The organism is Streptomyces sp. NBC_00178 (assembly GCF_036206005.1).
Classification (GTDB): Bacteria; Actinomycetota; Actinomycetes; order Streptomycetales; family Streptomycetaceae; genus Streptomyces.
Genome location: NZ_CP108143.1, coordinates 6,898,900 through 6,921,321, shown reverse-complemented (window position 1 = coordinate 6,921,321; position 22,422 = coordinate 6,898,900). Strand labels below are relative to the sequence as shown.

Genomic DNA, 22,422 nt, shown 5'->3' with positions numbered 1-22,422 from the left:
GAGTCCGGAACTCCGCCCGATTGGGGCGAAATGCTACATTCGCCTGGATCACGTCGCGGCGCCTAGTGAGCGGTTGGGTATGTCTATCGGGAGCTCCGACTTCACGCGGCAGACGAAGGTCGGCGCCACCTCACCCTCACCGTTGCGGACGTTCCTGCGGACGGAGTCCGGCAGCGCGGTGGCGCTCGTGGCGGCGACGCTGGCGGCCCTCGTCTGGGCCAACGTCGCGGCGTCCGGCTACGAGGATTTCTGGCTGACCGACCTGTCCGTCCGGATCGGCACGTACGAGATGCGGCTGTCGGCGCGTTCGTGGGTGAACAGCGGGCTGATGACGTTCTTCTTCCTCGTCGTCGGGCTGGAGGCGCGCCGCGAGTTCGACATGGGCGAACTCCGCGACCGGCGGCGGACCGTGCTCCCGCTCGCGGCCGGCACGGGCGGCATGCTCGTCCCCGTCGCCGTCTATCTCGCCTTCAACGCGGGCACCGGGGCGGCGGAGGGCTGGGGTGCCGCCATGTCGACCGACACCGCCTTCGCCCTGGGCATGCTCGCCATCATCGGGCGCCGGACACCCCCGGGGCTCCGGGTCTTCATCCTCACCATGTCGGTGGTGGACGACTTCCTGGCCCTGGCGGTCATCACCGTCGTCTACAGCGACGACGTCGATGTGCCCGTGCTCGTCGGCGCCCTCATCGCCCTGGGCGTGATCCTCCTCTCCTGGCGGCTGTGGGTGCGCCGAGGTGTGGTGTACGCGGTGCTGGCCCTGGTCATCTGGGTGGCCTTCCTCGAATCCGGCGTGGAGCCCGTGGTGATCGGGCTCGCGATGGGTCTTGTGACCTGTGCCTATCCGGCGTCACGCGAGGACCTCGAACGTGCGACGGGGCTGTTCCGGCTCTTCCGGGAGCAGCCGACGCCCGAACTCGAGAGGTCCGTGCGCGCGGGCCTCACCTCGGCCGTGTCCCCGAACGAGCGCCTGCAGAACCTGTTCCACCCCTGGACCAGCTATGCGATCGTCCCGCTCTTCGCCCTGGCCAACGCCGGTATCCACGTCACCGGCGACGAGTTGGCGCGGTCCTTCTCGTCGCCCGTGACCCTCGGCATCCTCGTCGGGTACGTGGCCGGCAAGCCCGTGGGGGTTCTCGGGGCGTCAGCGCTGACCACCGTGTTCAGCAGGGGCCGGGCCAGGCCTCCCGTCGGCTGGGGGGCCATCCTCATCGGAGGAACACTCTCCGGGGTCGGCTTCACGGTGTCCCTGCTCATCGCGTCCCTCGCCTTCGACGGCCCGCTCCTCACCGACGCGAAGATCAGCATCCTGAGTGCGGTGATCTGCGCCTTCCTCGTCAGCCGGCTCACCACGGGCGTGATCGCGCTGCTCCCCCGCCGGCTGCGGGTGCGGGCGCTGCTCGGCAGGGCGGAGACAATCATCGATCTCGCCGTACCCGTGGATCCGGCGCGTGACCATGTGCGGGGCCCGCAGCAGGCGCCGGTCACCGTCGTGGAGTACGGCGACTACGAGTGCCCGTACTGCGGCGAGGCCGAACCGGTCCTGCGGGAACTCCTCAGGGACCGCGGGGACGTGCGCTACGTCTGGCGGCACCTCCCGCTGACCGACGTCCACGTGCACGCCCAGATCGCCGCGGAGGCCGCCGAGGCGGCGGCGTCGCAGGGGAGGTACTGGGAGATGCACAGCATGCTGATGGACCACCAGGGGGCGCTGCGCTTCGAGCACCTCGTGGGATACGCGCAGGACATCGGGCTGGACACCGAGCGCTTCCAGCGGGACATGCGCAGCCACGCCGGCATGGCGCACGTGGCCGAGGACGTCGAATCGGCCGACCTCAGCGGCGTGGCCGGGACGCCGACCTTCTTCGTCAACGGCCTCCGGCATCAGGGCGCCTACGACATCGACAGCCTGTCCACCGCCGTGCGCGTCGCGAAGGCACGGACCATGGTGCCGCGCTGAGGAGGGGCGCGCCGTGGCGCGCGCCCGCCCTCCGCACGCGTCCTCCTACACCGCGGCCACGGGGGCGGCGCGGAACGCGGCGACGTGCTCCTCGGCCCAGCGGTCGAACCCGCGCGCGGGCAGCCCGGTCACCTTCTCCACGGTGTCGACGACGGTACGGCCCACCGCCGGAGTGTTCCCGTACGCCTCGATCAGAAAGCCGATGACCTGCTCGGGCAGGCCCGCGGCCCGCCAGCGTGCCACCGCCTGGTCCTCGGTGAGCTCGGTCAGGGCGATCTCCCGCCCTCGCGCGGCGGCGAGGACGGCGACCTTGTCCCCCACGGTCAGCAGCTGAGGGCCGGTGAGCACGTACTCCTGTCCGGCGTGCCCGTCCTCGGTGAGGGCGACGGCCGCGACGGCACCGATGTCACCCTCGTGGACCATGGCACTGAGCCGGGAGACGAACGGTTCCCGTACGGCGTCCGAATCCCTGATGCCGCCCGCCCACTCCAGGGCGTTGGCCATGAACTCGACCGGCATGAGCACGGTCCAGGCCATGCCTCCCTGGGCGCGCACCGCGTCTTCGACCAGGGAGGGTCCGCCGCCGTGCAGCACGGTGACACGGGCGACGCCGGCGGCGCGGGCGAGTTCCAGCAGCCGCGGTCCGGTTTCGAGCGGGGTGAAGTACGGTCCGCCGAAGGTGACGAGGTGAAGGCCCGTGACGCCGTCCAGGGCGGGGGCCACGCTGTCGGGATCGGTCAGGTCGCCCCGGACGACCTCCACACCCGCGGGGAGGGAGGCCGCGTCCGGATTCCGGCTGAGAGCGCGCACCACGTGCCCGTGGGCGAGGAGTTCGGCGACGACCTGCCGTCCCACCGTGCCGGTCGCACCGGTGACGAGAACTTTCCGCGTCTGAGTCATGGGCCGACCGTACGAGGGCAATAGGACAGCTTCCGTCCGCATCGGCGTGGATCACGGGATGCCCGGAGCGGTTCTGCGGCGAGCTCCCTGCGCGCGCTCCGCCAGGCTCCCGGGTCAGGCCTCGATGTAGGCGACGACGACCACTGTCCGCAGTGCTGTGACGAAGTACAGGACCCGCACCTCTTCGATCGCGTCGGCGTACTGGCGCAGGGGCGGCTCGGCACCGGTGCCGGGGATCGGCTCGCCGATGTCCGGGTCGACGCTGATGACGACGAGGGTGCGGTCCAGTGCGTGCACCGCACTCTCCGAGAGCTCTTCGAGTTGCTTGGCCGCCGAGTCGCTGAAGGCGATGCGGGCCCGCATCGACGCCATCAGGCCACCGCGGGACGCTGGGCGGCCAGGTGGGCGAGGCGTGCGTCGCGGAGATCCTCCCACGGTGTGCACGCGTCGACGGGCGGCAGGCCGTTGGCCGCGATGTCCTCCAGGACGGCGGCGAGGCGGTCGGCGTCCGCGCGGGTCTTCGCCGCGTAGGCCCGGACCGCGTCGGCGGCCGAGGGCTCCAACTGCGCGCGGACCGCGTCGGGGACGGGCTGATCGCTCATCGAGGACTCCAGGCGTGTGTACGGCGTTCTCCTCACGGTAGCGCCGGTGTCCGGGCCCGGTCCCCGGTACGCACGAACCGGTGAACGCCACGCTCTCCCGTGCACGTTCACCGGCCACCCGAAGTGGCCCGGGCACACTTCGACGCCCGGTCCGCCCACCGGGGCCGCGGCCTCGCCCACCGGGGCCGCGGCCTCGCCCGCCGGGCGGGCGGGCACCGGCGACCGCACGCCGCCCTCACCACCCCACTCGACCGGCCCCCGGGGCCGAGGGACGGGCCCTCTCACCCGATCGGGGCAGCACACCCACCCACGGGTGATGGCCGTGCGCACCCCGCGCAGCCGCCCCAGGCCGCCCGGCACACCGACGCCCGCAACGGTTCCTCACCCCGATACGTGCGGCGCGCCTGAACCTGACGGACGGTTCGCCCTGATATGCGCACTTCCGCGAACCGTCTTAGCCTGCTGACACTGCTCACATAATCGACGGCCGGTCCAGCCGGCGGAGGGCGAGCTTCCATGGCTGAGCGAGGGAAGAAACTCGGACTGGTCGGCGAACTGTCGGCCGAGTTCGCGGGCACCTTGATCCTCATCCTCTTCGGGTGCGGCGTGGTGGCCCAAGTGGTGGCGGGCGGCGCCCTGACCGATCCGCCCGGCGGGCTCGGGAACCACGACAGCATCTCCTGGGCGTGGGGGCTGGGAGTCACCTTGGGCGTCTACGTGGCGGCCCGGCTGAGCGGTGCTCATCTCAACCCCGCCCTGACCATCGCCCTTGCGACGTTCAGGGGGTTCCCCTGGAAGAAGGTCGCTCCTTACGCGCTGGCCCAGACGGCCGGCGCCTTCGTGGCAGCCCTCCTCGTCCGCTGGAACTACACCGAGGCACTGGCGAAGGCCGACCCCGGGCACACCGAGAAGACGCAGATCGTCTTCTCCACCCTGCCCGCCAACGGCAACACCGCTCTGCCCGTGCACGAGTGGGGCGCGTTCCGCGACCAGGTCATCGGCACGGCCATCCTGCTGCTGCTGGTCATGGCCATCACGGACATGCTGAACACACCGCCCGGCGCGAACCTGGCCCCGTTCATCATCGGCCTGGTCGTAGTGGCGATCGGCATGGCCTGGGGAACCAACGCGGGATACGCGATCAACCCCGCCCGTGACTTCGGCCCCCGGCTCGCGAGCTTCATCACCGGTTACGACGGAGCCTGGCGGGATCAGTACGGGAATCTCTACTTCTGGGTCCCCATCGCGGGCCCGGTGGTCGGTGCCCTGCTCGGCGGAGGGTTGTACAAGGGCTTCATCGGCCGATTCCTGCCGGTCGCCGAACCCGAGCCGCCGGGACGCGTCCCGGCACCCCAGGACTGACAGCACCGGCAGGAGAGGTAGGACATCATGGCGGACTTCATCGGCGCGGTGGACCAAGGCACCACCAGCACCCGATTCATGATCTTCGATCACGGCGGCAACGAGGTCGCCAAGCACCAGCTCGAACACGCCCAGATCCTCCCTCGCTCGGGCTGGGTGGAACACGATCCCGTGGAGATCTGGGAACGCACCAACTCGGTGATCCAGAACGCCCTCCGGTACGGCGGCCTGTCGCCGACCGACCTGGCGGCCATCGGGATCACCAACCAGCGCGAGACCACGGTGGTGTGGGACCGCCGCAACGGGCGGCCCTACTACAACGCCATCGTGTGGCAGGACACGCGTACGGACGTCATCGCGGCGAACCTCGATCGCTCCGGCAAGGGCGACGTCATCCGCCGCAAGGCCGGCCTCCCGCCGGCGACGTACTTCTCCGGCGGAAAGATCCAGTGGATCCTGGAGAACGTCGACGGCGTACGGGAGGCGGCCGAGGCCGGTCACGCCGTGTTCGGCAACACCGACGCCTGGGTCCTGTGGAACCTGACGGGTGGTCCCGACGGCGGCATCCACGCCACCGACGTGACCAACGCGAGCCGCACCATGCTGATGGACCTGGAGACCCTCGACTGGGACGACGAGCTCCTGGGATTCTTCGGCATCCCCCGGAGCATGCTGCCCAAGATCAATCCCTCGTCGCATCCGGAGGCGTACGGGGCGACCCGCACGTCGCGGCCGCTGCGGGCCGCCATCCCCATCGGCGGCGTCCTCGGCGACCAGCAGGCGGCCACCGTCGGACAGGTCTGCTTCTCGCCCGGCGAGGCCAAGAACACTTACGGCACGGGCAACTTCCTCGTGCTCAACACCGGTCACGAGCTGGTCCGCTCCCAGCACGGGCTGCTCACGACGGTGGCCTACCAGTTCGGTGACGAACCGGTGGTGTACGCGCTGGAGGGCTCCATCGCGGTCACCGGCTCCGCGGTGCAGTGGCTGCGCGACCAGATGAAGATCATCAAGACCGCGCCGGAGAGCGAGGAACTGGCGCGCACCGTCGAGGACAACGGCGGGATGTACTTCGTCCCCGCGTTCTCGGGTCTCTTCGCGCCCTACTGGCGCTCGGACGCCCGAGGAGCGATCGTCGGGCTTGCCCGCTACAACGACAACGCGCACCTTGCACGGGCGACCCTGGAAGCCATCTGCTACCAGAGCCGCGACGTGGTCGAGGCCATGGAGCAGGACTCCGGTGTCCACCTCGACGTGCTCAAGGTCGACGGCGGTGTCACGGCCAACGACCTCTGCATGCAGATCCAGTCCGACGTGCTCGGCGTCCCGGTCAGCCGTCCCGTGGTCGCGGAGACGACCGCGCTGGGCGCGGCCTACGCCGCGGGGCTCGCCACGGGCTTCTGGCAGAACACGGACGAACTGCGCACGCACTGGGCCGAGTCCAAGCGCTGGTCGCCCGAGTGGTCCGAGGAGCAGCGCGCGGAAGGGTACGCCGGCTGGAAGAAGGCCGTGGAGCGCACCCTCGACTGGGTGAAGGTCCCCTGACCTCTTCGGGTCGTGCGGACATCGGGGCGGCCCGCGCGGGTCCCTCGTGACGACGACGGGCCGGCCGGCATCAGCGGATGCCGGCCGGCCCCCGTGCGTGCCGATGGGCGCTGCCCCGGACGGGCGCGCAGGGAGTACGCTCCTGCCGGACCGCGGACGACTGCGTCGGGCGGAATACGTGACAGTCAGGGGCGAAATGGCGCGGGCGTTCGGAGCGTTGGTCACGGCTCTGGCTCTGGTGGCGACGGGGGCGGGGTGTTCCTCGTCCGCGGCCGGCGACGCGCAGTGGCTGACCGAGCAGCGGAAGAGCTACTGCACGCAGTTGGGGACTTGGCAGAGGGCGCGCAACGCGGAGGACACGGAGGATCCGGCGGCATCAGGGTTCGAAGAGGTGGAGGCCACCGCCCAGGACGCCTTCCTCGCGATGCGCGCGCTCAAGGACGAACCCGTCGGCGGAGGCCGCACGCTGGGCGAGGCGACGGCTGCCGCGATGCACCACGGCGACTCGGAGGCGGAGGGCCGCGTCGTGACGTACTGCGACGATGCGGGGTTCGAGACGCTGATGCGGTGACGCTCCCCGATGTCCCGCCGTCCTCCCACGAGGGCTTTGATCAGCAGCGCGCGTGCGTGGCCCGGGGCACGAACTCGGTGGGCAGGACGAGGCGTTCACCTGAGGGGTCTGCCTGGCCGTCGATGCGCCGGACGAGGAGCCGCGCCGCCTGACGGGAGAGCTCTCCGAGATCGTGCCGCACCGTGGTCAGCCGGAAGACCTCCCATGCCGCCATGGGGAGGTCGTCGAAGCCGATCACGGTCAGGTCGTCGGGGACCCGGAGTCCTGCCGCGAGGGCCGCGTTCAGTACGCCGATGGCCACCACGTCGTTGCCGCAGAAGACGGCGGTGGGGGTCTCGGCCGCGTCGAGGAGGGTGGGCAGGGCCCGGTAGCCGGTCTCGTACTCGAAGGCGCCCCGCACCACGCGGTCGGCGGGCAGTCCCACACCCGCGTCCGCGAGGGCGAGCCGGAAGCCCATCTCGCGCTCACGCCCCGTCGTCGTGTTGGCCGCACCGAAGATCCCGGCGATCCGCCGGTGTCCGAGCCCGATGAGCACGTCGGCGACCTGGCGGCCCCCTCCCTCGTTGTCGACGACGGAGGCGTAGTCGCCGCTCCCGCCCATGTCGCGGTTGAGGAAGACGTACGGCATGTTCCGGCGGTCGAGCTGGGCGGGCAGCCGGGAATCGGTGGTGGCCGTGGCGAGCACCACGCCGTCCAGGGACTGGTCGAGGAGCTTCTCCTCGGCGACCGCCTCGTCCGAGCGTTCGGTGAGGAGCATCATGCGGTAGCCGAGACGCTGCAGTTCGTCGTGCAGGGGCGCGACGACGTGCGGGTAGAACGGATTCGTCAGGTCGGTCACGATCACCCCGATGCGCCGGGTGGACCGGGTGGAGAGCGTACGGCCGGCCTCGCTGGGCACGTAGTTCAGCGCCTGCGCGGCCTGCCGGACCTTCTCACGGGTCGCGGCGGACACCCGGGGATCGTCGCGCAGGGCGCGGGAGACCGTGGGCTGGGACACGCCTGCCAGCCTGGCCACGTCGTGACTCGTGATCGACATCCGCCCTCTCCTCGCCGCCGCACGGACAACGCACTGCGGCACTCCGGCACCACTATACGTATGTAGCACCGTTTCGGGGAGGCCGCCGGGCGAACGCTCCGGGCGGCGTCCCCGCACCTTCCCCTCCCGAATCACCGGACACCGGCGGCCTGTTGTGGCGGTGGAGACGTTCGGTGAATCCTCACCCTCACGCTTCGCCGATGCACCTACGGCTCACCCCGCACCGTGACGCGATCCCGAGCGACCCCTTGACATACGCCCGGACAGGACCTGTCATGGGAATGCATACGTATTCCAAGCGAAGACGAAGGAGCCGTCATGTCCGATGCACTCGTGCCCGATGCAGTCCGACCCGATGCGGTCGTGTCCGATCCGGTCGTGTCCGATCCGGTCGTGTCCGAGGCGGCCGATGCGGTCGTGTCGGCCGCAGAGCTGGAGCGCCGCACGATCCGCCGCGGCGACTTCGTCTCCTGCAACCAGGCGTTCATCGACTGCCGCACACCGGGGTCGGACCGGAAGGAGAACTACGCCATGATCGGGCCCGGCGTCTCGCAGGCGGCCGGGCAGCACGTCAACCTCCGGTTGCCGCACGGCTACAACATCGGTGCGGCCGCCATGCCCCACGGAATCACCAACAACCTCCATCTCCACTACACGGCCGAGGTGTTCGTCTGCACCGAGGGCGAGTACCTGCTGCGCTGGGGTGCCGACGGTTCCGAGGGCGAGCACCTGCTCAGGGCGGGTGACATCGCCTCCGTCCCCACCTGGATCTTCCGCGGCTTCACGAACACCGGACCCGACGACGGCTGGATGTTCACCGTGCTCGGCATGGACCACACCGGCGGCATCATCTGGGGCCCATCGGTCCTGCGCGAGGCGGAGGACCACGGCCTCTACCTCAGCGCCGACAACGAACTCATCGACACGGTCGCCGGCGACGAGATCCCCGACGGGACGGAACTCACGAAGCCGATGGCGCGGGAACACATCGACCGGCTGCGCCACTACAGCCCCGATGAGATGCGGCGCCGTGTGGCGTCGGCGGACGACCTGGTCTGGTCCGAGCAGCCGTTCCTCGACAGCGCCCTGCCCGGCGGAGGCGCCCTCCTGAGCTGCGTCATCGGGTTCGGAATGACGGAGGACCTGCACCAGGAGCCGCGGATCTTCAACCCTCACGGGCACAACGTCGCCTGGCTGCGCGCCGAGCCCGGCCAGGGCATCTCCCTCCACCGGCAACGTGAGACACAGACGCTGATCGTGAAGGACGGCCTGTGGGAGATCACCCTCAACCGCACCGACCCCGTCCCGGTTCGGCTGGGCCCGCGCGACATGCTCTCGGTGCCCCAGGACGCGTGGCGGACCGTACGCAACGTCGGCGACGGGCGGGGTGACCTCATGGTCGTGAACTCCGGTGACGGCCGGGTCCGCCTGGACTGGGACGAGGAGGTCGAGAAGAGCGCCGCCGACGCCGGGTTCGGCATCGACCACAACGGCTACGTCGCGCCCTACGCGCTGCTGCCCCGCTCAGCGCGCCGCTGGTGACCGCCCCCGCCGGCGGGCCGTCGGGTCCGCTGCCCGTGGTGACGGTCCCGGGCATGCTGTGCGACGCGTCCCTCTGGGCCGGCGTCGACTTCCCCGAGGGGCACGCGGTCCACCACGTCGAACCGGCGAAGCCGGACATCGGCGCCATGGCCGAGGATCTGCTCTCCTCGGTGAGCGGGCCGTTCGTCGTGGTCGGACTCAGCCTCGGGGCCATCGTCGCCTTCGAGGCGCTGCGCCGGGCCCCGGAACGGATCGGCGGACTGTGCGTCATGTCGACGAACGCCGGCGCACCCCGCCCCGACCAGTACGCCGCCTGGCGTGCGATGGACGGGCTGATCGCCGACGGGCGCTTCGGGGACGTCGTGGAGCAGACGCTGCCGGCCATGTTCCCCGCGTCCCCTCCACCCGGCGGATCGGCGGACCGCTACCGGCGTATGGCACTCGCCGTCGGCCCTCGCGTCGCGCGCGCCCAGCTCGCCGCCCAGGCCACCCGACGGGACGCCGTCGGAGCGCTGCGCCGGGCGCGTTGCCCCGCGGTGGTCCTGTCCGGAGGGCAGGACGCCCTGTGCCCCCCGGACTTCCATCGCGTGATCGCCCGGGCACTGCCAGGGGCGCGGCTCCACGACCTGCCCGGAGCGGGCCACCTGCTGCCCTGGCAGTGCCCCGAGGCCGTCTCGTCGGCGCTGCGGGATCTGGTCGACCGGGCCGCGGCACACAGGGCCGCACATCTCTCCGACCCGGGCGCACCTCGCTGATCGAGCACCTGAGGGCACACCTCGCCCCGGCCAGTACGCCGCGTCTCCTCCCCCCGCCCCCGCACTCCCTCTCCGCTGCTCCCCCCGCGATCGAGAACCACTCCCGAAAGAGAGCGACATGCCTCGTTTCCTCAAGTCCTCCGCCCCCGACGCCCAGGTGCGCTCCGCTCGCGCGGACGTCGCCGACCGGGTCGCCGGCATCCTCGGCGACGTCCGCGAACACGGCGACGAAGCGGTCCGCCGGTACTCCGAGAAGTTCGACAACTGGAGCCCCGAGTCCTTCCGCCTGAGCCCGGACGAGATCAGGCGGATCGTCGCCGGGGTGCCGGACACGGTCCTGGAGGACATCCGCTTCGTGCAGGAGCAGGTGCGCACCTTCGCCCGGGCGCAGCGGGACTCGCTCCACGATGTGGAGATCGAGACCCTCCCCGGTGTCCGGCTGGGCCACCGGCACGTACCCGTGGCCGGCGCGGGCGCCTACGTGCCGGGCGGGCGTTTTCCCCTCACCGCGTCGGCGCACATGACGATCGTGACCGCGAAGGTGGCCGGGGTGGAGCGGGTCGCCGCGTGCACCCCGCCCATCCGAGGGGAGATCCCCGCCGCCACCGTCGCGGCCATGCACATGGCGGGCGCGGACGAGATCCATCTGCTGGGAGGGGTCCAGGCGGTGGCGGCACTCGCCATCGGCACCGAGACGGTCGGCCGGGTGCCGCTGATCGCGGGTCCCGGCAACGCCTACGTGGCCGAGGCCAAGCGCCAGCTGTTCGGCGAGGTCGGGATCGACCTCTTCGCGGGTCCCACGGAGATCCTGGTGATCGCCGACGAACACGCGGACCCCTTCGTGGTGGCCGTGGACCTCCTCTCGCAGGCCGAGCACGGCCCGGACTCACCCGCCGTACTCGTCACCACGTCCGAGGCGCTGGGCCGGGAGGCCGAGCGCCACATCGAACGGCTGCTGCCCGGCATGCCGACGAACGACTTCGCGGGCCCTGCGTGGCGGGACCACGGCGAGATCGTCGTGGTGGACTCGCTGGACGAGGCGTTCACCGTTGCCGACTCCTACGCGACCGAGCACGTGGAGGTCCTCACGGAGAACCCTCGCCAGGCGCTGGACCGGATGCGGGACTACGGCGCGCTCTTCCTGGGCGAGGGCACCTGTGTCTCCTACGGGGACAAGGTCATCGGCACGAACCACGTCCTGCCCACCCGGGGAGCCGCCCGCTACACGGGAGGCCTGTGGGTGGGCAAGTACCTCAAGACGGTGACCTATCAGGAGGTCACGGACACCGCGTCGTCGGCGCTGCTCGGCGAGGTGTGCGGGCGGGCGGCACGCGTCGAGCTCTTCGAGGGCCATGCCCGCTCCGGCGACGTACGCTCCGCGAAGTACGGCAACGGCACGCTGCCGTGGAACGACGAGGCCCGCGCATGAGCGGCGGCCGGGCCCCGCTGAGCGGGCGCACGGCGCTCGTCACCGGAGGCGGCAGCGGTCTCGGTGCCGCGATCGCCCGTTCGCTGGTGGCCGACGGGGCGAGGGTGGTGATCACGGGCCGCAACGCGTCCGCGCTGAGGGAGACCGCCTCGCGCCTCGGCCCCGGTGTCGTCCACCGGGTGTGCGACGTGTCGTCACCGCAGGAGGTCGGGGAACTGGCGGCGGGCCTTGCCGGCGAGGAGATCTCGGTCCTCGTGAACAACGCCGGGATCGCAGGACCCGTGGCGCCACTGGTCGACGTCTCTCCGTCGGACTGGGACGAGGTCTTCGACGTCAACGTGCGCGGAGTGTTCCTGATGTGCCGGGCCTTCCTGCCCGCCATGACGGAGCGCGGCACCGGGGACGTCGTGAACATCGCCTCGGTGTCGGGCAAGCGGCCGCTGCTGCGGCGTACGCCGTACTGCGCGTCCAAGATGGCGGTCATCGGTCTGACGGCCACCCTCGCGGGCGAGGTCGGCCCGTCGGGTGTCACGGTGAACTCGCTGTCGCCGGGGCCGGTCTCCGGCCCGAGGATGGAGCGCAACTTCCGGCTGGAGGCGGAGCGCACGGGCGGCAGCTACGCCCAGGCCGAGGAGGCCTTCGTCTCCCGGTCCGCCCTCGGCCGGATGGTGACCGAGGACGAGGTGGGCGCCGCCGTGCTCGCGATGCTGCGGATGCCGGGGCTGTGCGGTGCGGACATCGACCTCTCGGCGGGGATGGTGGCGCGGTGACGGCATCGCTCCCCTCCCCCGCGGCCCGCTCCGGGCGGCGTTCCCTCAAGTCCAGGCTGGCCCGCGGTGAACAGCTCCACGGCGTCCTGCTGCGGCTGCCCTCGGAGACGCTGGTGGAAATGGCGGGCGTCGCGGGTCTCGACTACGTGGTCGTCGACTGCGAGCACGGACCGGCGGACACGGCTCTCCTCCAGCACCATCTGACGGCGGCGGCCGCTCAGGGCATCGACGTCCTCGTGCGGGTGGGTACGTCCGAGCCCGCCCTCGCACTGCGTTGTCTGGACCTGGGCGCCGCGGGCATCATCCATCCGCACATCGAGTCGGCTCAGGACGCGCGACGGGCGGTCGAGGCCGTCCACTACCCGCCGTTGGGGACACGGGGTTTCGCGACGTACAGCAGAGCCGGGCGCTTCGGGACGGTCCCGGCGGCCGAGCACGTGGCGGCGTCACGCGAAGCCCTGGTCGTGGCCATGATCGAGACGGAGAGGGCTTGTGCCGCCGCCGAGGATATCGCCGCCACGCAGGGGCTCGACGCGATCCTGGTGGGCCCGGCGGACCTGGCCGCCGACTGCGGCTTCCCGGCGCAGGGGGTGATCGAGGGCCTGACCGCCGAGGTGCACCGGGCGACGCGGGCGGCGGGGCGGTCCGTCATGACGATCGTCCCGGGCGCCGAGGGCGCCAGGGCGGCCGGCCGGGCGGGTGCGCAGTTGGTGCTCTGCAACATGGCGCAGGTCCTGATGGACACCTTCCGCTCGCTCGCCGCACCGGAACCGCGGGGTTCCGGCTCTGCGGGTGTGTGGGAGAGAAGGCGGCCGGGGCCGGGGCCGGCATGAGCGTCCGATGAGGCGCGGGTGTACGGGCGGAGGGGTGAGCGTGCCCCCGGTTGTGCCCTGCGCACCCTGTCGGCGTCCCTACGCCGGCCGGCGGGGCGCGCTCCGCGTGTCCCGGTACGGCCTCCGGCCTGGGTCCGCCGCGCCCCCCGGCCTCCTCGAAACGCTCACCGAGCAGCACCTCTCCACCTCTTGACGGCTTCAGCGCCGCTCCTTAGTGTTCGGCAGAAGTTCATACGTATGCATACCCCAGTCACCGCGCGAAGGGAGAAGCCGTGTCCGCCGTAGCTCCACCCACCACCGCCCCCGGCACCCAGGGGATCGACATCCGGAAGCGGAATGCGATTCGCCGAGCGATCGGCGCAGGAAGCATAGGCAACTTCGTCGAACAGTTCGACTACGGCCTCTACGGCTACATGGCCCCGGTGCTCGCTCCGGCCTTCTTCCCGGAGAGCGACCCCGCGGTTGCCGTGCTCAGCACCTACGCGATCATCGCCATCGCGTGCCTCTTCCGGCCCGTGGGCGGGACGCTCGTCGGCCGCTGGGGCGACCGCGTGGGCCGCAAGAAGACGCTGCTGTGGACGATCGTCCTGATGGGCGTCACCACGGCCCTGATCGGGGCACTGCCGACGTACCAGCAGATCGGGATCCTCGCCCCGGTGCTCCTGCTGCTGCTCCGCGTCGTGCAGGGCATGGTCTCGGGCGGTGAGTACGTCGGGGCGGTCGCCTTCATCGTGGAGTGGGCGGAGCCGAAACGACGGGGTTATTACGCCTCGTACGCCTCCAACAGCTGTTTCGCCGGAATCCTCGCCGGGGCCGGCACCGCCGCTCTGACCAGCTGGCTCTTCCAGGGCCCGTCCCTGGACTCCTGGGGCTGGCGCATACCCTTCCTCCTCGCGCTTCCGCTGAGCGCGGTCGGCATCTGGCTGCGCAGCCGCATCGAGGAGTCGCCGGAGTTCGTCCGGGCGACGGAGAACGGCACGGAGGTGGCGAAGTCGCCGGTCCTGGACGCCCTGCGCACGCAGTGGCGGCCGATGCTCGTCTTCTGCGGCGTCTCGGTGATGCTCGCGATCCTGTCCTACAGCTGGGTCACCTTCTACCCGCAGTACCTCACCGGGACCCTGGGCCTGCCGCGCTGGATGGCGCTGACGTCCAACGCGCTCTCGATCGCCGTGCTCATCCCGCTGCTGCCGCTGGCCGGCACCCTCTCGGACCGGATCGGGCGCAAGCCGATGCTGATCGCCGGTGCCGTGGCCTGCATCGTCCTCGTCCCGCTGGCCTTCCGGGTCGGCGAGGGAGGCACCTTCGGCGCGGCCGTGGCCAGCCAGCTGATCTACATCGTCCCCGAGTTCTTCCTGACCGGCATCGTCACGGTCTGCACGGCGGAACTCTTCGCGACGCGCACGCGGTTCAGCGCAAGCGCGATCGCCTACAACAGTTCGTTCTCCATCTTCATGGGGATCACGCCGTTCGTCGCCGCCCTGCTGGTCTCCAGCTTCGACACGATCTACGCCGTGTGGGTCTATCTCGCGGCCGCCGCGGTCCTGGCCCTGGTCGTCGTGAGCGCCTTCATGACCGAGACGTACCGGAGTCATCTCGGGTCGGACAAGTTCTCCGCCTGAGCCATGCCGGACCGACTGCCGGTGACCCGGCGCCACCACGGGAGACACTCTCCCGCAGCACCATCCACTACATACGCATTCACATGATCGGCCGAAAGGTGAACACCATGCCGCTGGACCCCGTCGCCCACCTCCCCTACTCCGACCCGGACGACTTCATCCGCGAGGTGACGGACCGCATCTGGGTCGGTCGCGACATCTCCTACATCGTCGACAACTACGAGCCGGACTCGATCGTCCACACGAGTCTCGGGACCGTGGTGGGCCGCGACGGTGTGATCGAGGGCAGCACCATGCGCATGGGCAGCACGCCCGGCCACATCGGCCAGGCCGAGGACGTGGTGTGGGAGGCCCGCGGTGACGACGCCTTCCTCAGCTCGCACCTGGTCTTCTCGGCGGACGAACACCTGGTCGACGGCAGGAACATCCGGATCCGCAAGCGGACCGTCGCCAACTGCCTCTACCGCAGGGGCCGGATGGTCGAGGAGTGGGTGGTACGGGACGAGCTCGCGGACTGCCTGCAGCGCGGTGCCGACCCGGACGAGGCGGCGCGCGCCCTCCGGTTCCAGGGCTACAGCGGGTCGATGACCGAGGCGCCTCCCGCGGACGTGCTGCTGGCCGGCGTCAGCGGACCTCGCCCCGACGAGTTCCGCCCCGAGTGCGAGATGGTGCTGGAGTTCATCGACGAGGTGTGGACGCAGCGCCGTCTGCAGAAGGTCAACGACTACATGGTGCGGGATCTCTTCCTGCACACGATCGGCGACCGGACCGTCATCCGCCCCGAGCGGTACCAGAGTGATCTGCTGACCATGGTCGGAGCCTTCCCCGACGCCCGGTTCGCGGTGCGGGACGTGCAGACCAACCACGCCGAGCGGTACGCCGGCCTGCGGATCGCCGTCACCTGGACCATGCACGGCACCTACCGGGGAACACCGGCCTTCGGCCCGCTGACCGACCGGCCGGTCACCGTGCTGGGTGTGTCTCAGTTCCTGGTCCAGGGCGGCAGGATCGTCCGTGAGCACCGCGTCTACGACGAGATCTCGCTCCGGGCCCAGATCAACGGCACCCGGGGAGACGGGCCGGAGGTGGAGGCCAACATCTACTGATCGGCGACCACCCGCCGGCCCCTCGCGGGTTCCCGGGCCGTCCGCGGCCCACGCACACCGTCCGACACCCCGGAAGGCCGGGGCTGCCAGGAGGATCACGGGAAGCGGCACGGGAACCCGCGGCCGGCAGACGTCCGGATCAGCGGACCTCGACCGTCCTGCGCTCCTTCAGCGAGGCGCAGTTGGAGTTCTCCACCGACACGTACACGTTGTCGATGTTGCCGCCCCAGCTCACGCAGTAGCCCTTGCCGTACACGCGGGCGGGGCCGGCGTACGACGTGAAGTTCCCGTTGTCACCGGCGTACTCGTCGGTGGCGGGCACGTAGATGTACGTGGACATGGGCTTGGCCTTGCCCGGGGTCGACCGGATGGTCGTGACGCAGTTCTTGCCGTTCGCGGAGTTGTACGTCAGGTAGACGGTCCCGAGCGAACCGACGGGCACGGAGTTGACGGTCTTGTACGCACTGCCGCAGACACCCTGCGGCGTGACGTTGGGCGCGGCGGAAGCGGTGGCGCTGAATGCGGTCGTGGCCCCCACCACCAGTGCGGTCACCGCTCCGGCAGTCGCGATATTGCGCCTGATTCCCATTATTTCCCCCTTGTGTCCCTGAGAGCTGTTTGCTCCTGCTTGATGTGACCCGCGACAGGCACAGATGGTTGTGCGGCAATCACTCCGAGCTGTCGGCGCGGCCGCGCCAGGCGGATCCGCCCGGCGCGAGCGGTACGGCGGGCGCCACCCGGCGAGCAGCCTCGTGAGCCGTTCCGGTGCCGAGTCGACCTGGTTCGAACAGCGGACTTCACAGCACCACCACACCCGCACCATTGGCTGAATCCAGCACCTCGGCCGCTCCTGGTGATCCGGCAGCGGTGGCACCCGTCCCAGGACGGCGACGGGTCGGATCACGGCAGGCAAATCGATGGGCGAACTGTGTGGAGGGCGCGGCACAGGAGCAGTCCCCTGTTCGAGTAGGTCACACTTTGCGTAAAAGAATGCCTCCGTGACCTTGTCGGTGTGAGTAGCATCAGCGACCACACACCTTGAAGCTCAGCCAACGACGAGGATCACATGGCCAAAAATTCTCCACCAGCCGGCATCAGCGCGGATTACGCACAGCGAATCGCCGACGATCTGTCGGAGAACCGCAGTGCACAGGAGCGAGTGCGTGCGGAACTGACGAACCTTCAGGAGCAGCTCATCCACCTCGAAAGCGGTGAGCAGGTCCTGATCAGGATGCAGGCGGTGCTGGACACCACGGCGGAGCCGGTCGCTCCCGCCGTCGAGTCGCGGGCGACCGCCTCGGTGCCGCCGGCCCGCCGGGCCAAGGGCAGGCCTGCGGTCCGCAAGCGGGCGGGGAGATCCGCGTCGGAGCCGGCGAAGACGAAGTCCGCCGCGGCGAAGGACGCGGCACCGAAGACCAGCGCCGTGAAGGGTGGTGGGTCCAAGTCCACCGCCGCGAAGAGTGGCGGGCCGAAGTCCACCGCCGCGAAGGGCGGTGGGGCGAAGTCCACCGGCGAGCCGACCTGGCGCGAACTGGTCGGAAAATACCTGTCGGGCCAGCGGGAGCCGAAGTCGTCGGCCGAGGTCGCCGCCGCATTGACGCAGGAGCAGCCGAAACGCGGCGTACAGGTCGCCGTTGTGCGCAACACGCTGGAACAGGGCGTGGCGCAGGGCTTGTTGGAGCGTCACAAGCAGGGACGCTCCGTCTTCTACGGTCTCGTGTCACCTCGCGCGTCGGCCGACGCCGCTCCCGAAACAGCCGAGGCAAACGCACGATAGCCCTGTCAGGCGTCGTCCCGTCGTTCACCCGGCGGACGGGTCACGACGACGCACCGGCGTCCGGGGCGCCCTGTCACCGCGTAGCCGTGTTCCGGGCGGACGGCGAGGTCAGGGCGTCCACCAGATCGTGACGACACGCGTCGCACACCTTGACGTGGTCACGAAGCCCGGCCCCTGGCCAGCGGCCGACGTGAACGGACGGATCCGGGGCGCACACCCGTCCGACACCGCGCATGTGACCGGGACCGCCCGTGTTCGCTCCCGTCCGGACAGGCCCGGGACGCGTACACATGCTTCCCCGTGTCCGGTGGACGGCGATGTCACAGTGAGGGGCGCTGTCTCGTCCCGAGGAGTCCAGGGGATTCGCTGTGAAGGAGTGGACGATGGACCTCGCGACGCGAACAGGTGACGGATTGACGGCAGGCCGGCTGTCGGGAGGGGCGGGGTCCTCCCCTGGAGAGCGGCGGGCCGAAGGGCCGGACGGCGCGTGTCGGCGCCCGGCCCGCGCGTACCGTTGTGCGGCGTCCCGTGGACCCCGTGCCGTCAGGGGCGGCTGCGCATGAGCAGGACCGAGGAGTTCCAGGAACTCCGGCCGCTGCTCTTCTCGATCGCCTACCGGATCCTCGGGAGTGTGAGTGAGGCCGAGGATGCCCTCCAGGAGACCTGGCTACGCTTCGAGACCTCCTCGACCGAACCGAGATCGGTCAAGGCGTTCCTCTCCGCCACGGTGACCCGGGTCTCCATCGACGTGCTGCGGTCGGCTCGTGTGCGCCGGGAGGAGTACGTGGGCGCGTGGCTCCCCGAGCCACTGCTCACCGACCCGTACGAGGACCCGGCGCGATCCGCGGAGCTGGCCGACTCCGTGTCGATGGCGGCCCTGTTGCTCCTCGAACGGCTCAGCCCGCTGGAGCGGGCGGCGTTCGTGCTGCGGGAGGTGTTCGGCTTCGGCTTCCCCGAGGTCGCCACCGCGGTCGGCCGGTCGGAGGCGGCGTGCCGGCAGCTGGTGGTGCGGGCCCGGCGTCACATGACGGCGGGACGGCCCCGCTTCGAGGCGGACCGGAAGGAACGGGAGGTCCTGGCGGCGCAGTTCTTCGACGCCCTCAGGGACGGCGATGTGGACGGGCTCCGGGAACTCCTGGCCGCTGATGTGACGATGGTGGGCGACGGCGGCGGGAAGGCTCCGCAGCTCGCCAGGGCCGTCAACGGCTCCGAGAGCGTGGCCCGGCTTCTGGCCTCCGTGTTCCCGTCGATGCTCCGGACCCACGTCGTGCTCGAAACGCACGAGGTCAACGGCCGGCCGGGCGCGGTCTTCCGCGACAGGGACGGCAGAGTGCTGCACACGATGGCGCTCGATGTGCTCGACGGACGGATCCAGGCGATCGGGACGGTCATCAATCCCGACAAGCTCGCGCATCTGGGCCCGGTGGCGGACGCGTGGGCCCTGCATCACCAGGTCCGTGCGGCACGCAGGCTCGTGGAATGAAGGTGGTCCGCGGTCACCACCGGGGGTGCGGTGGGAAACGTCGCCACCCGTTCGGATGAACCAGGCGCGGCCCGGGAATAGCGGCGGCGGGGCGCTGTTGATCAGACCATGACTTCTGAGACGCGCACGGCATTCGGACGGGTCGGCATCTGGAGCGGAGCCCTGCACGGGTCACGGACCGACGACGCGGGCAGGCGGGCGATCGCCGAAGCGGTGGCCGAACTCGATGACCTGGGGTACGGCACGCTGTGGCTCGGCGGCAGTCCGTCGCCCGACGACGCGGTCGCGTTGGTCTCCGCCACCTCCAAGGTCACTGTGGCCACGGGCATCCTGAGCATCTGGGACCACACGGCGGAGGAGGTGGCGGCGAGCATCGAGACCCTCGACGCGGCGGCGCGGCGCCGGTTCGTCCTCGGCCTGGGCGTCAGCCACGGCCCGATGGTGCCGCAGTACGCGAAGCCGTACAGCGCCATGGTGTCGTACCTCGACGCACTCGAGGCGGCAGGTCCGGCGGTCGACTCCGGGCGACGGGTTCTGGCGGCGCTCGGCCCGAAGATGCTGAAGCTCGCGACCGACCGCGCGCTCGGCGCACACCCGTATCTCGTCACGGCCGAGCACACCGCGGAGGCGCGCGAGGCGCTGGGCCCCGACGCCTTGCTGGCCCCGGAGCTGTCGGTCGTGCTCGACACGGACGTCGACCGGGCCCGCACCACCGCGCGGACGATGCTGGAGATGTACCTCCAGCTCCCCAACTACACCGACAACCTGCTGCGCCTGGGCTTCGCACAGAGTGACTTCGAGGACGGCGGGAGCGTCCGGCTGCTCGACGCCCTGTTCGCCCTGGGCGACGCCGAACAGGTGAAGGCCCGCGCGACGGAGTACTACGACGCGGGTGCGGACCACATCGCGTTCCAGGTTCTGACCGCCGACGAGGGTGGCTCCGGTCTGCCGCTTCCCGAATGGCGGGAACTGGCCTCCGTGTTCGCCGACGAGGTGTAGAGACCGGGCCTCCCTCGATGCCGGGCCCCCGGAGTCCGGAAGGCCCGGCGGAGCAGCCCCTCTCCCCCGGCGTGCAGCGAACCCGAGGCCGAGGTGCTCCACCCTCGTGGTGGGGCACCTCGGCCTCCGCCATGTCCGTGGCGCTTCTCCCTCGCGTCCGACGGCCGTGGAGCCACCGGATCACGGAGACGCGGACGAGACGGGCCGGAGAGCGGGCACCGGTTCCATCGCCCCGGGCCAGGTTCCCGTCATGGCAGGGATGCGACGCACTGGAGGTGCGATGGACACCGCGACAGCCTTACGCACGACGAACGGCCACAGACCGGAAAGTGGAGAGCGGAGACAGGCGGGCACAAGGGCTCGGCTGCGGTGGTGGTCACGCTGCGCCTCGGCGGTGGCGGCCGCCGTGACCGCCGCCCTGCTGACGGCACCGACGGCGACGGCCGCGCCCGCCGCCGCGGCGGCCCCCTGCCCTCAACTCCCCTGCGAGGGAGCCGATCCCGGGCTGGTGACGGCCTGGGCGTCGGGCGGAGCGCCCAAGGTCCTGAAGGAGACGACGCTCGCCTCGGGCACCCGGATCACCCTGTACACGGGCAAGCCCGCCTGGGACACGAGCCGCACCTACGCGTGGGCCGATGTGCGGTTCGGGTCCGGGGTCACGGCGGGACACGCGTGGCTGCGCGCCGAGGAGAACTGGGGCGACGGCATCAACATCAAGCTGACGCTGCAGCACCCGCGTTCGTACCGTGACACCACCGGAACCACCGGCATGTTCGTGTACTCGACCTCCATCCCTCAGGGCGCGTACACCAACAGCGCCTGCGTGACGGACGGCACCCAGCGCGGCTGTGTCGCCTCCTACGGTGCCGAGGTGGTCCCGGCCGGACCGTGCGAGGGATGGTGTCCGGACGCCGACCCGGACGCGATCCCGGCGTCCGACTGGTCGTACGTGGACCGCCCCGAGTACCGCCGGGTCGAGCTGCCGTCGGGCGCGTTCGTGCAGAAGGTGGACGGACGCCTGAAGCAGGGCAGTTATCTGGGCTGGGCCGAGGGCGGACTGCCGGCGGGTGGACGGTTCTGGCTGGAGGCCTGGCAGGGTGAGGGGCGTTGGGGGCCCGTCTACACCGCCTTCACCCCGGCCGGCGCCTCCCGTACGACGACGGGCTCGACCCGCGCGTACTCCTGGCTTCCGGAACTGCGGGCCTGCGTCAGTGACGCGACGGGCACGCAGTGCACGAGGGACCCGGACGCGACGGCAACGGTTCCGTCGCAGGCTCCGTGCGCCGAACTCCCGTGCACGGACATCGACCCGGCGAGCGTGACCGAGTGGATGCCGAGCTACAAGCCCACCGCGGTGGAGGATGCCAACATCTTCCAGGGCGGCCGGCTGAAGATCTACCAGGGCCGCCCGGCCTGGGACCCTCACCACCTGTACTACTGGGGTGAGGCCGAACTCCCGCCGGGTCGCGCCGACGTCTCCGCCACCCTCATGCGGCACCCGTCCGGCGGAGCCGACTCACGCACCACCCGCCCCGAGCCGTTGCCCGGCGCGCGGTTGACCGCCTCGGGCACGACGAAGATGGTCGCGCTCGACCCGCTGTCGAAGGACGAGATCGCCGGGCTGGTCGTGGACGGCAAGGAGTGGGCGTTCGCCACCCAGCAGGGCAACAACATCGACAAGTCGTGGACGACGGGCGCGATCGGTCCGTGCGCACCGGGTCAGAGGTGCGAGGGCGTCCTCGCGAGCAGCGTCACCACGTGGGCCTCGGTCGCGACCGACTGGGCGACGGTGGCTCTGCCCAGCGGCGCCCGGGTCACGCTGACGGGCTCGCGGCCGAAGTGGTCCGTGACCGACTACTACGCCTGGGCGCGTACGGATTCCCCGGGTGTCACCGCCTGGCTGGAGGACCGGCAGCCGGGTGGTTCGTACGCGAAGGTGGCCGACGCCGGCACGATGAAGGCGACGGACGGCCGTGCGGTTCGGGCCTGTGTGTCGGACGGCACGACGACGAAGTGCACCACGCCTCTGGGGTGACGCGCGGCGTGGGCCGGGCGGTGAGAGCCCGGCCCACCTCGTCGGACGGAGCGGCGGGCGCTACGCCGAAGGAGCGGGGCGCCGGCCGAACGACCGGC

General features: G+C 70.9%; 20 protein-coding genes. 15 read left to right on the top strand and 5 right to left on the bottom strand.

What is annotated here, in order from left to right; all coding sequences use genetic code 11:
• Positions 1-79: 79 nt before the first annotated feature.
• Positions 80-1,960: a Na+/H+ antiporter NhaA gene (nhaA, locus tag OHT61_RS30445; RefSeq protein WP_329042616.1), complete on the top strand. Its 1,881-nt coding sequence runs from the start codon at positions 80-82 to the stop codon at positions 1,958-1,960.
• 45 nt (positions 1,961-2,005) lie between these two features.
• Here nhaA and OHT61_RS30440 read toward each other — a convergent pair whose 3' ends face one another.
• From OHT61_RS30440 to OHT61_RS30430, 3 genes are all read right to left on the bottom strand, one after another.
• Complete coding sequence (locus OHT61_RS30440; RefSeq protein ID WP_329042615.1) at positions 2,006-2,860, bottom strand: SDR family oxidoreductase; 855 nt, start codon at positions 2,858-2,860, stop codon at positions 2,006-2,008.
• A 114-nt stretch (positions 2,861-2,974) separates the two neighbouring features.
• Complete coding sequence (locus tag OHT61_RS30435) at positions 2,975-3,232, bottom strand: hypothetical protein (protein ID WP_329042613.1); 258 nt, start codon at positions 3,230-3,232, stop codon at positions 2,975-2,977.
• Positions 3,232-3,462: a hypothetical protein gene (locus tag OHT61_RS30430; protein ID WP_329042612.1), complete on the bottom strand. Its 231-nt coding sequence runs from the start codon at positions 3,460-3,462 to the stop codon at positions 3,232-3,234. The genes OHT61_RS30435 and OHT61_RS30430 overlap by 1 nt, the downstream gene beginning before the upstream one ends.
• 516 nt (positions 3,463-3,978) lie before the next feature.
• On the opposite strand from OHT61_RS30430, the gene OHT61_RS30425 reads away from it, so the two are divergent.
• The 3 genes from OHT61_RS30425 to OHT61_RS30415 all read left to right on the top strand — a co-directional run bounded on the left by OHT61_RS30425 (position 3,979) and on the right by OHT61_RS30415 (position 6,940).
• Complete coding sequence (locus OHT61_RS30425) at positions 3,979-4,824, top strand: MIP/aquaporin family protein (protein ID WP_329042611.1); 846 nt, start codon at positions 3,979-3,981, stop codon at positions 4,822-4,824.
• A gap of 27 nt (positions 4,825-4,851) precedes the next feature.
• Positions 4,852-6,369, top strand: a complete 1,518-nt coding sequence (glpK, locus tag OHT61_RS30420) for a glycerol kinase GlpK (protein WP_329042610.1) — start codon at positions 4,852-4,854, stop codon at positions 6,367-6,369.
• Between the two features lie 196 nt (positions 6,370-6,565).
• Positions 6,566-6,940, top strand: a complete 375-nt coding sequence (locus OHT61_RS30415) for a hypothetical protein (protein WP_329042608.1) — start codon at positions 6,566-6,568, stop codon at positions 6,938-6,940.
• Positions 6,941-6,980: 40 nt separating this feature from the next.
• Here OHT61_RS30415 and OHT61_RS30410 read toward each other — a convergent pair whose 3' ends face one another.
• A complete protein-coding gene (locus OHT61_RS30410; protein WP_329042606.1) occupies positions 6,981-7,976 on the bottom strand; it encodes a LacI family DNA-binding transcriptional regulator in 996 nt (331 codons plus the stop codon).
• Between the two features lie 318 nt (positions 7,977-8,294).
• Between OHT61_RS30410 and OHT61_RS30405 the strand changes: the two genes are divergently transcribed.
• The 7 genes from OHT61_RS30405 to OHT61_RS30375 all read left to right on the top strand — a co-directional run bounded on the left by OHT61_RS30405 (position 8,295) and on the right by OHT61_RS30375 (position 16,030).
• A complete protein-coding gene (locus OHT61_RS30405) occupies positions 8,295-9,518 on the top strand; it encodes a hypothetical protein (protein ID WP_329042605.1) in 1,224 nt (407 codons plus the stop codon).
• On the top strand, positions 9,515-10,273 hold the full coding sequence (locus OHT61_RS30400) for an alpha/beta fold hydrolase (RefSeq protein WP_329042604.1): 759 nt from the start codon (positions 9,515-9,517) through the stop codon (positions 10,271-10,273). The genes OHT61_RS30405 and OHT61_RS30400 overlap by 4 nt, the downstream gene beginning before the upstream one ends.
• Positions 10,274-10,391: 118 nt before the next feature.
• Positions 10,392-11,702 carry a histidinol dehydrogenase gene (hisD, locus tag OHT61_RS30395; RefSeq protein WP_329042602.1) on the top strand — a complete coding sequence of 437 codons (1,311 nt, stop codon included), beginning with the start codon at positions 10,392-10,394 and terminating at the stop codon, positions 11,700-11,702.
• Positions 11,699-12,472 carry an SDR family NAD(P)-dependent oxidoreductase gene (locus tag OHT61_RS30390; RefSeq protein WP_329042601.1) on the top strand — a complete coding sequence of 258 codons (774 nt, stop codon included), beginning with the start codon at positions 11,699-11,701 and terminating at the stop codon, positions 12,470-12,472. The genes hisD and OHT61_RS30390 overlap by 4 nt, the downstream gene beginning before the upstream one ends.
• The gene (locus tag OHT61_RS30385) at positions 12,469-13,305 is read left to right on the top strand and encodes an HpcH/HpaI aldolase family protein (protein ID WP_329042600.1); all 837 of its coding nucleotides are present in this window, start codon (positions 12,469-12,471) and stop codon (positions 13,303-13,305) included. Before OHT61_RS30390 ends, OHT61_RS30385 begins: the two co-directional genes overlap by 4 nt.
• 272 nt (positions 13,306-13,577) lie before the next feature.
• Positions 13,578-14,924: an MFS transporter gene (locus tag OHT61_RS30380; protein ID WP_329042599.1), complete on the top strand. Its 1,347-nt coding sequence runs from the start codon at positions 13,578-13,580 to the stop codon at positions 14,922-14,924.
• Positions 14,925-15,031: 107 nt separating this feature from the next.
• Positions 15,032-16,030, top strand: a complete 999-nt coding sequence (locus OHT61_RS30375; protein WP_329042597.1) for a nuclear transport factor 2 family protein — start codon at positions 15,032-15,034, stop codon at positions 16,028-16,030.
• Positions 16,031-16,169: 139 nt separating this feature from the next.
• Here the strand turns inward: OHT61_RS30375 and OHT61_RS30370 are convergent, their stop codons facing one another.
• Positions 16,170-16,619 carry a spore-associated protein gene (locus OHT61_RS30370; RefSeq protein ID WP_329042596.1) on the bottom strand — a complete coding sequence of 150 codons (450 nt, stop codon included), beginning with the start codon at positions 16,617-16,619 and terminating at the stop codon, positions 16,170-16,172.
• A 570-nt stretch (positions 16,620-17,189) separates the two neighbouring features.
• Here OHT61_RS30370 and OHT61_RS30365 point away from each other — a divergent pair.
• The 4 genes from OHT61_RS30365 (at position 17,190) to OHT61_RS30350 (ending at position 22,324) form a co-directional block, all read left to right on the top strand.
• Entirely contained in the window at positions 17,190-17,807 is a 618-nt protein-coding gene (locus OHT61_RS30365) for a hypothetical protein (RefSeq protein ID WP_329042595.1), read from the top strand.
• Between the two features lie 559 nt (positions 17,808-18,366).
• Positions 18,367-19,290 carry an RNA polymerase sigma-70 factor gene (locus tag OHT61_RS30360; RefSeq protein WP_329042593.1) on the top strand — a complete coding sequence of 308 codons (924 nt, stop codon included), beginning with the start codon at positions 18,367-18,369 and terminating at the stop codon, positions 19,288-19,290.
• Between the two features lie 108 nt (positions 19,291-19,398).
• Positions 19,399-20,289, top strand: a complete 891-nt coding sequence (locus tag OHT61_RS30355) for an LLM class F420-dependent oxidoreductase (RefSeq protein ID WP_329042590.1) — start codon at positions 19,399-19,401, stop codon at positions 20,287-20,289.
• A 406-nt stretch (positions 20,290-20,695) separates the two neighbouring features.
• The gene (locus tag OHT61_RS30350; RefSeq protein WP_329042589.1) at positions 20,696-22,324 is read left to right on the top strand and encodes a hypothetical protein; all 1,629 of its coding nucleotides are present in this window, start codon (positions 20,696-20,698) and stop codon (positions 22,322-22,324) included.
• Positions 22,325-22,422: the final 98 nt, after the last annotated feature.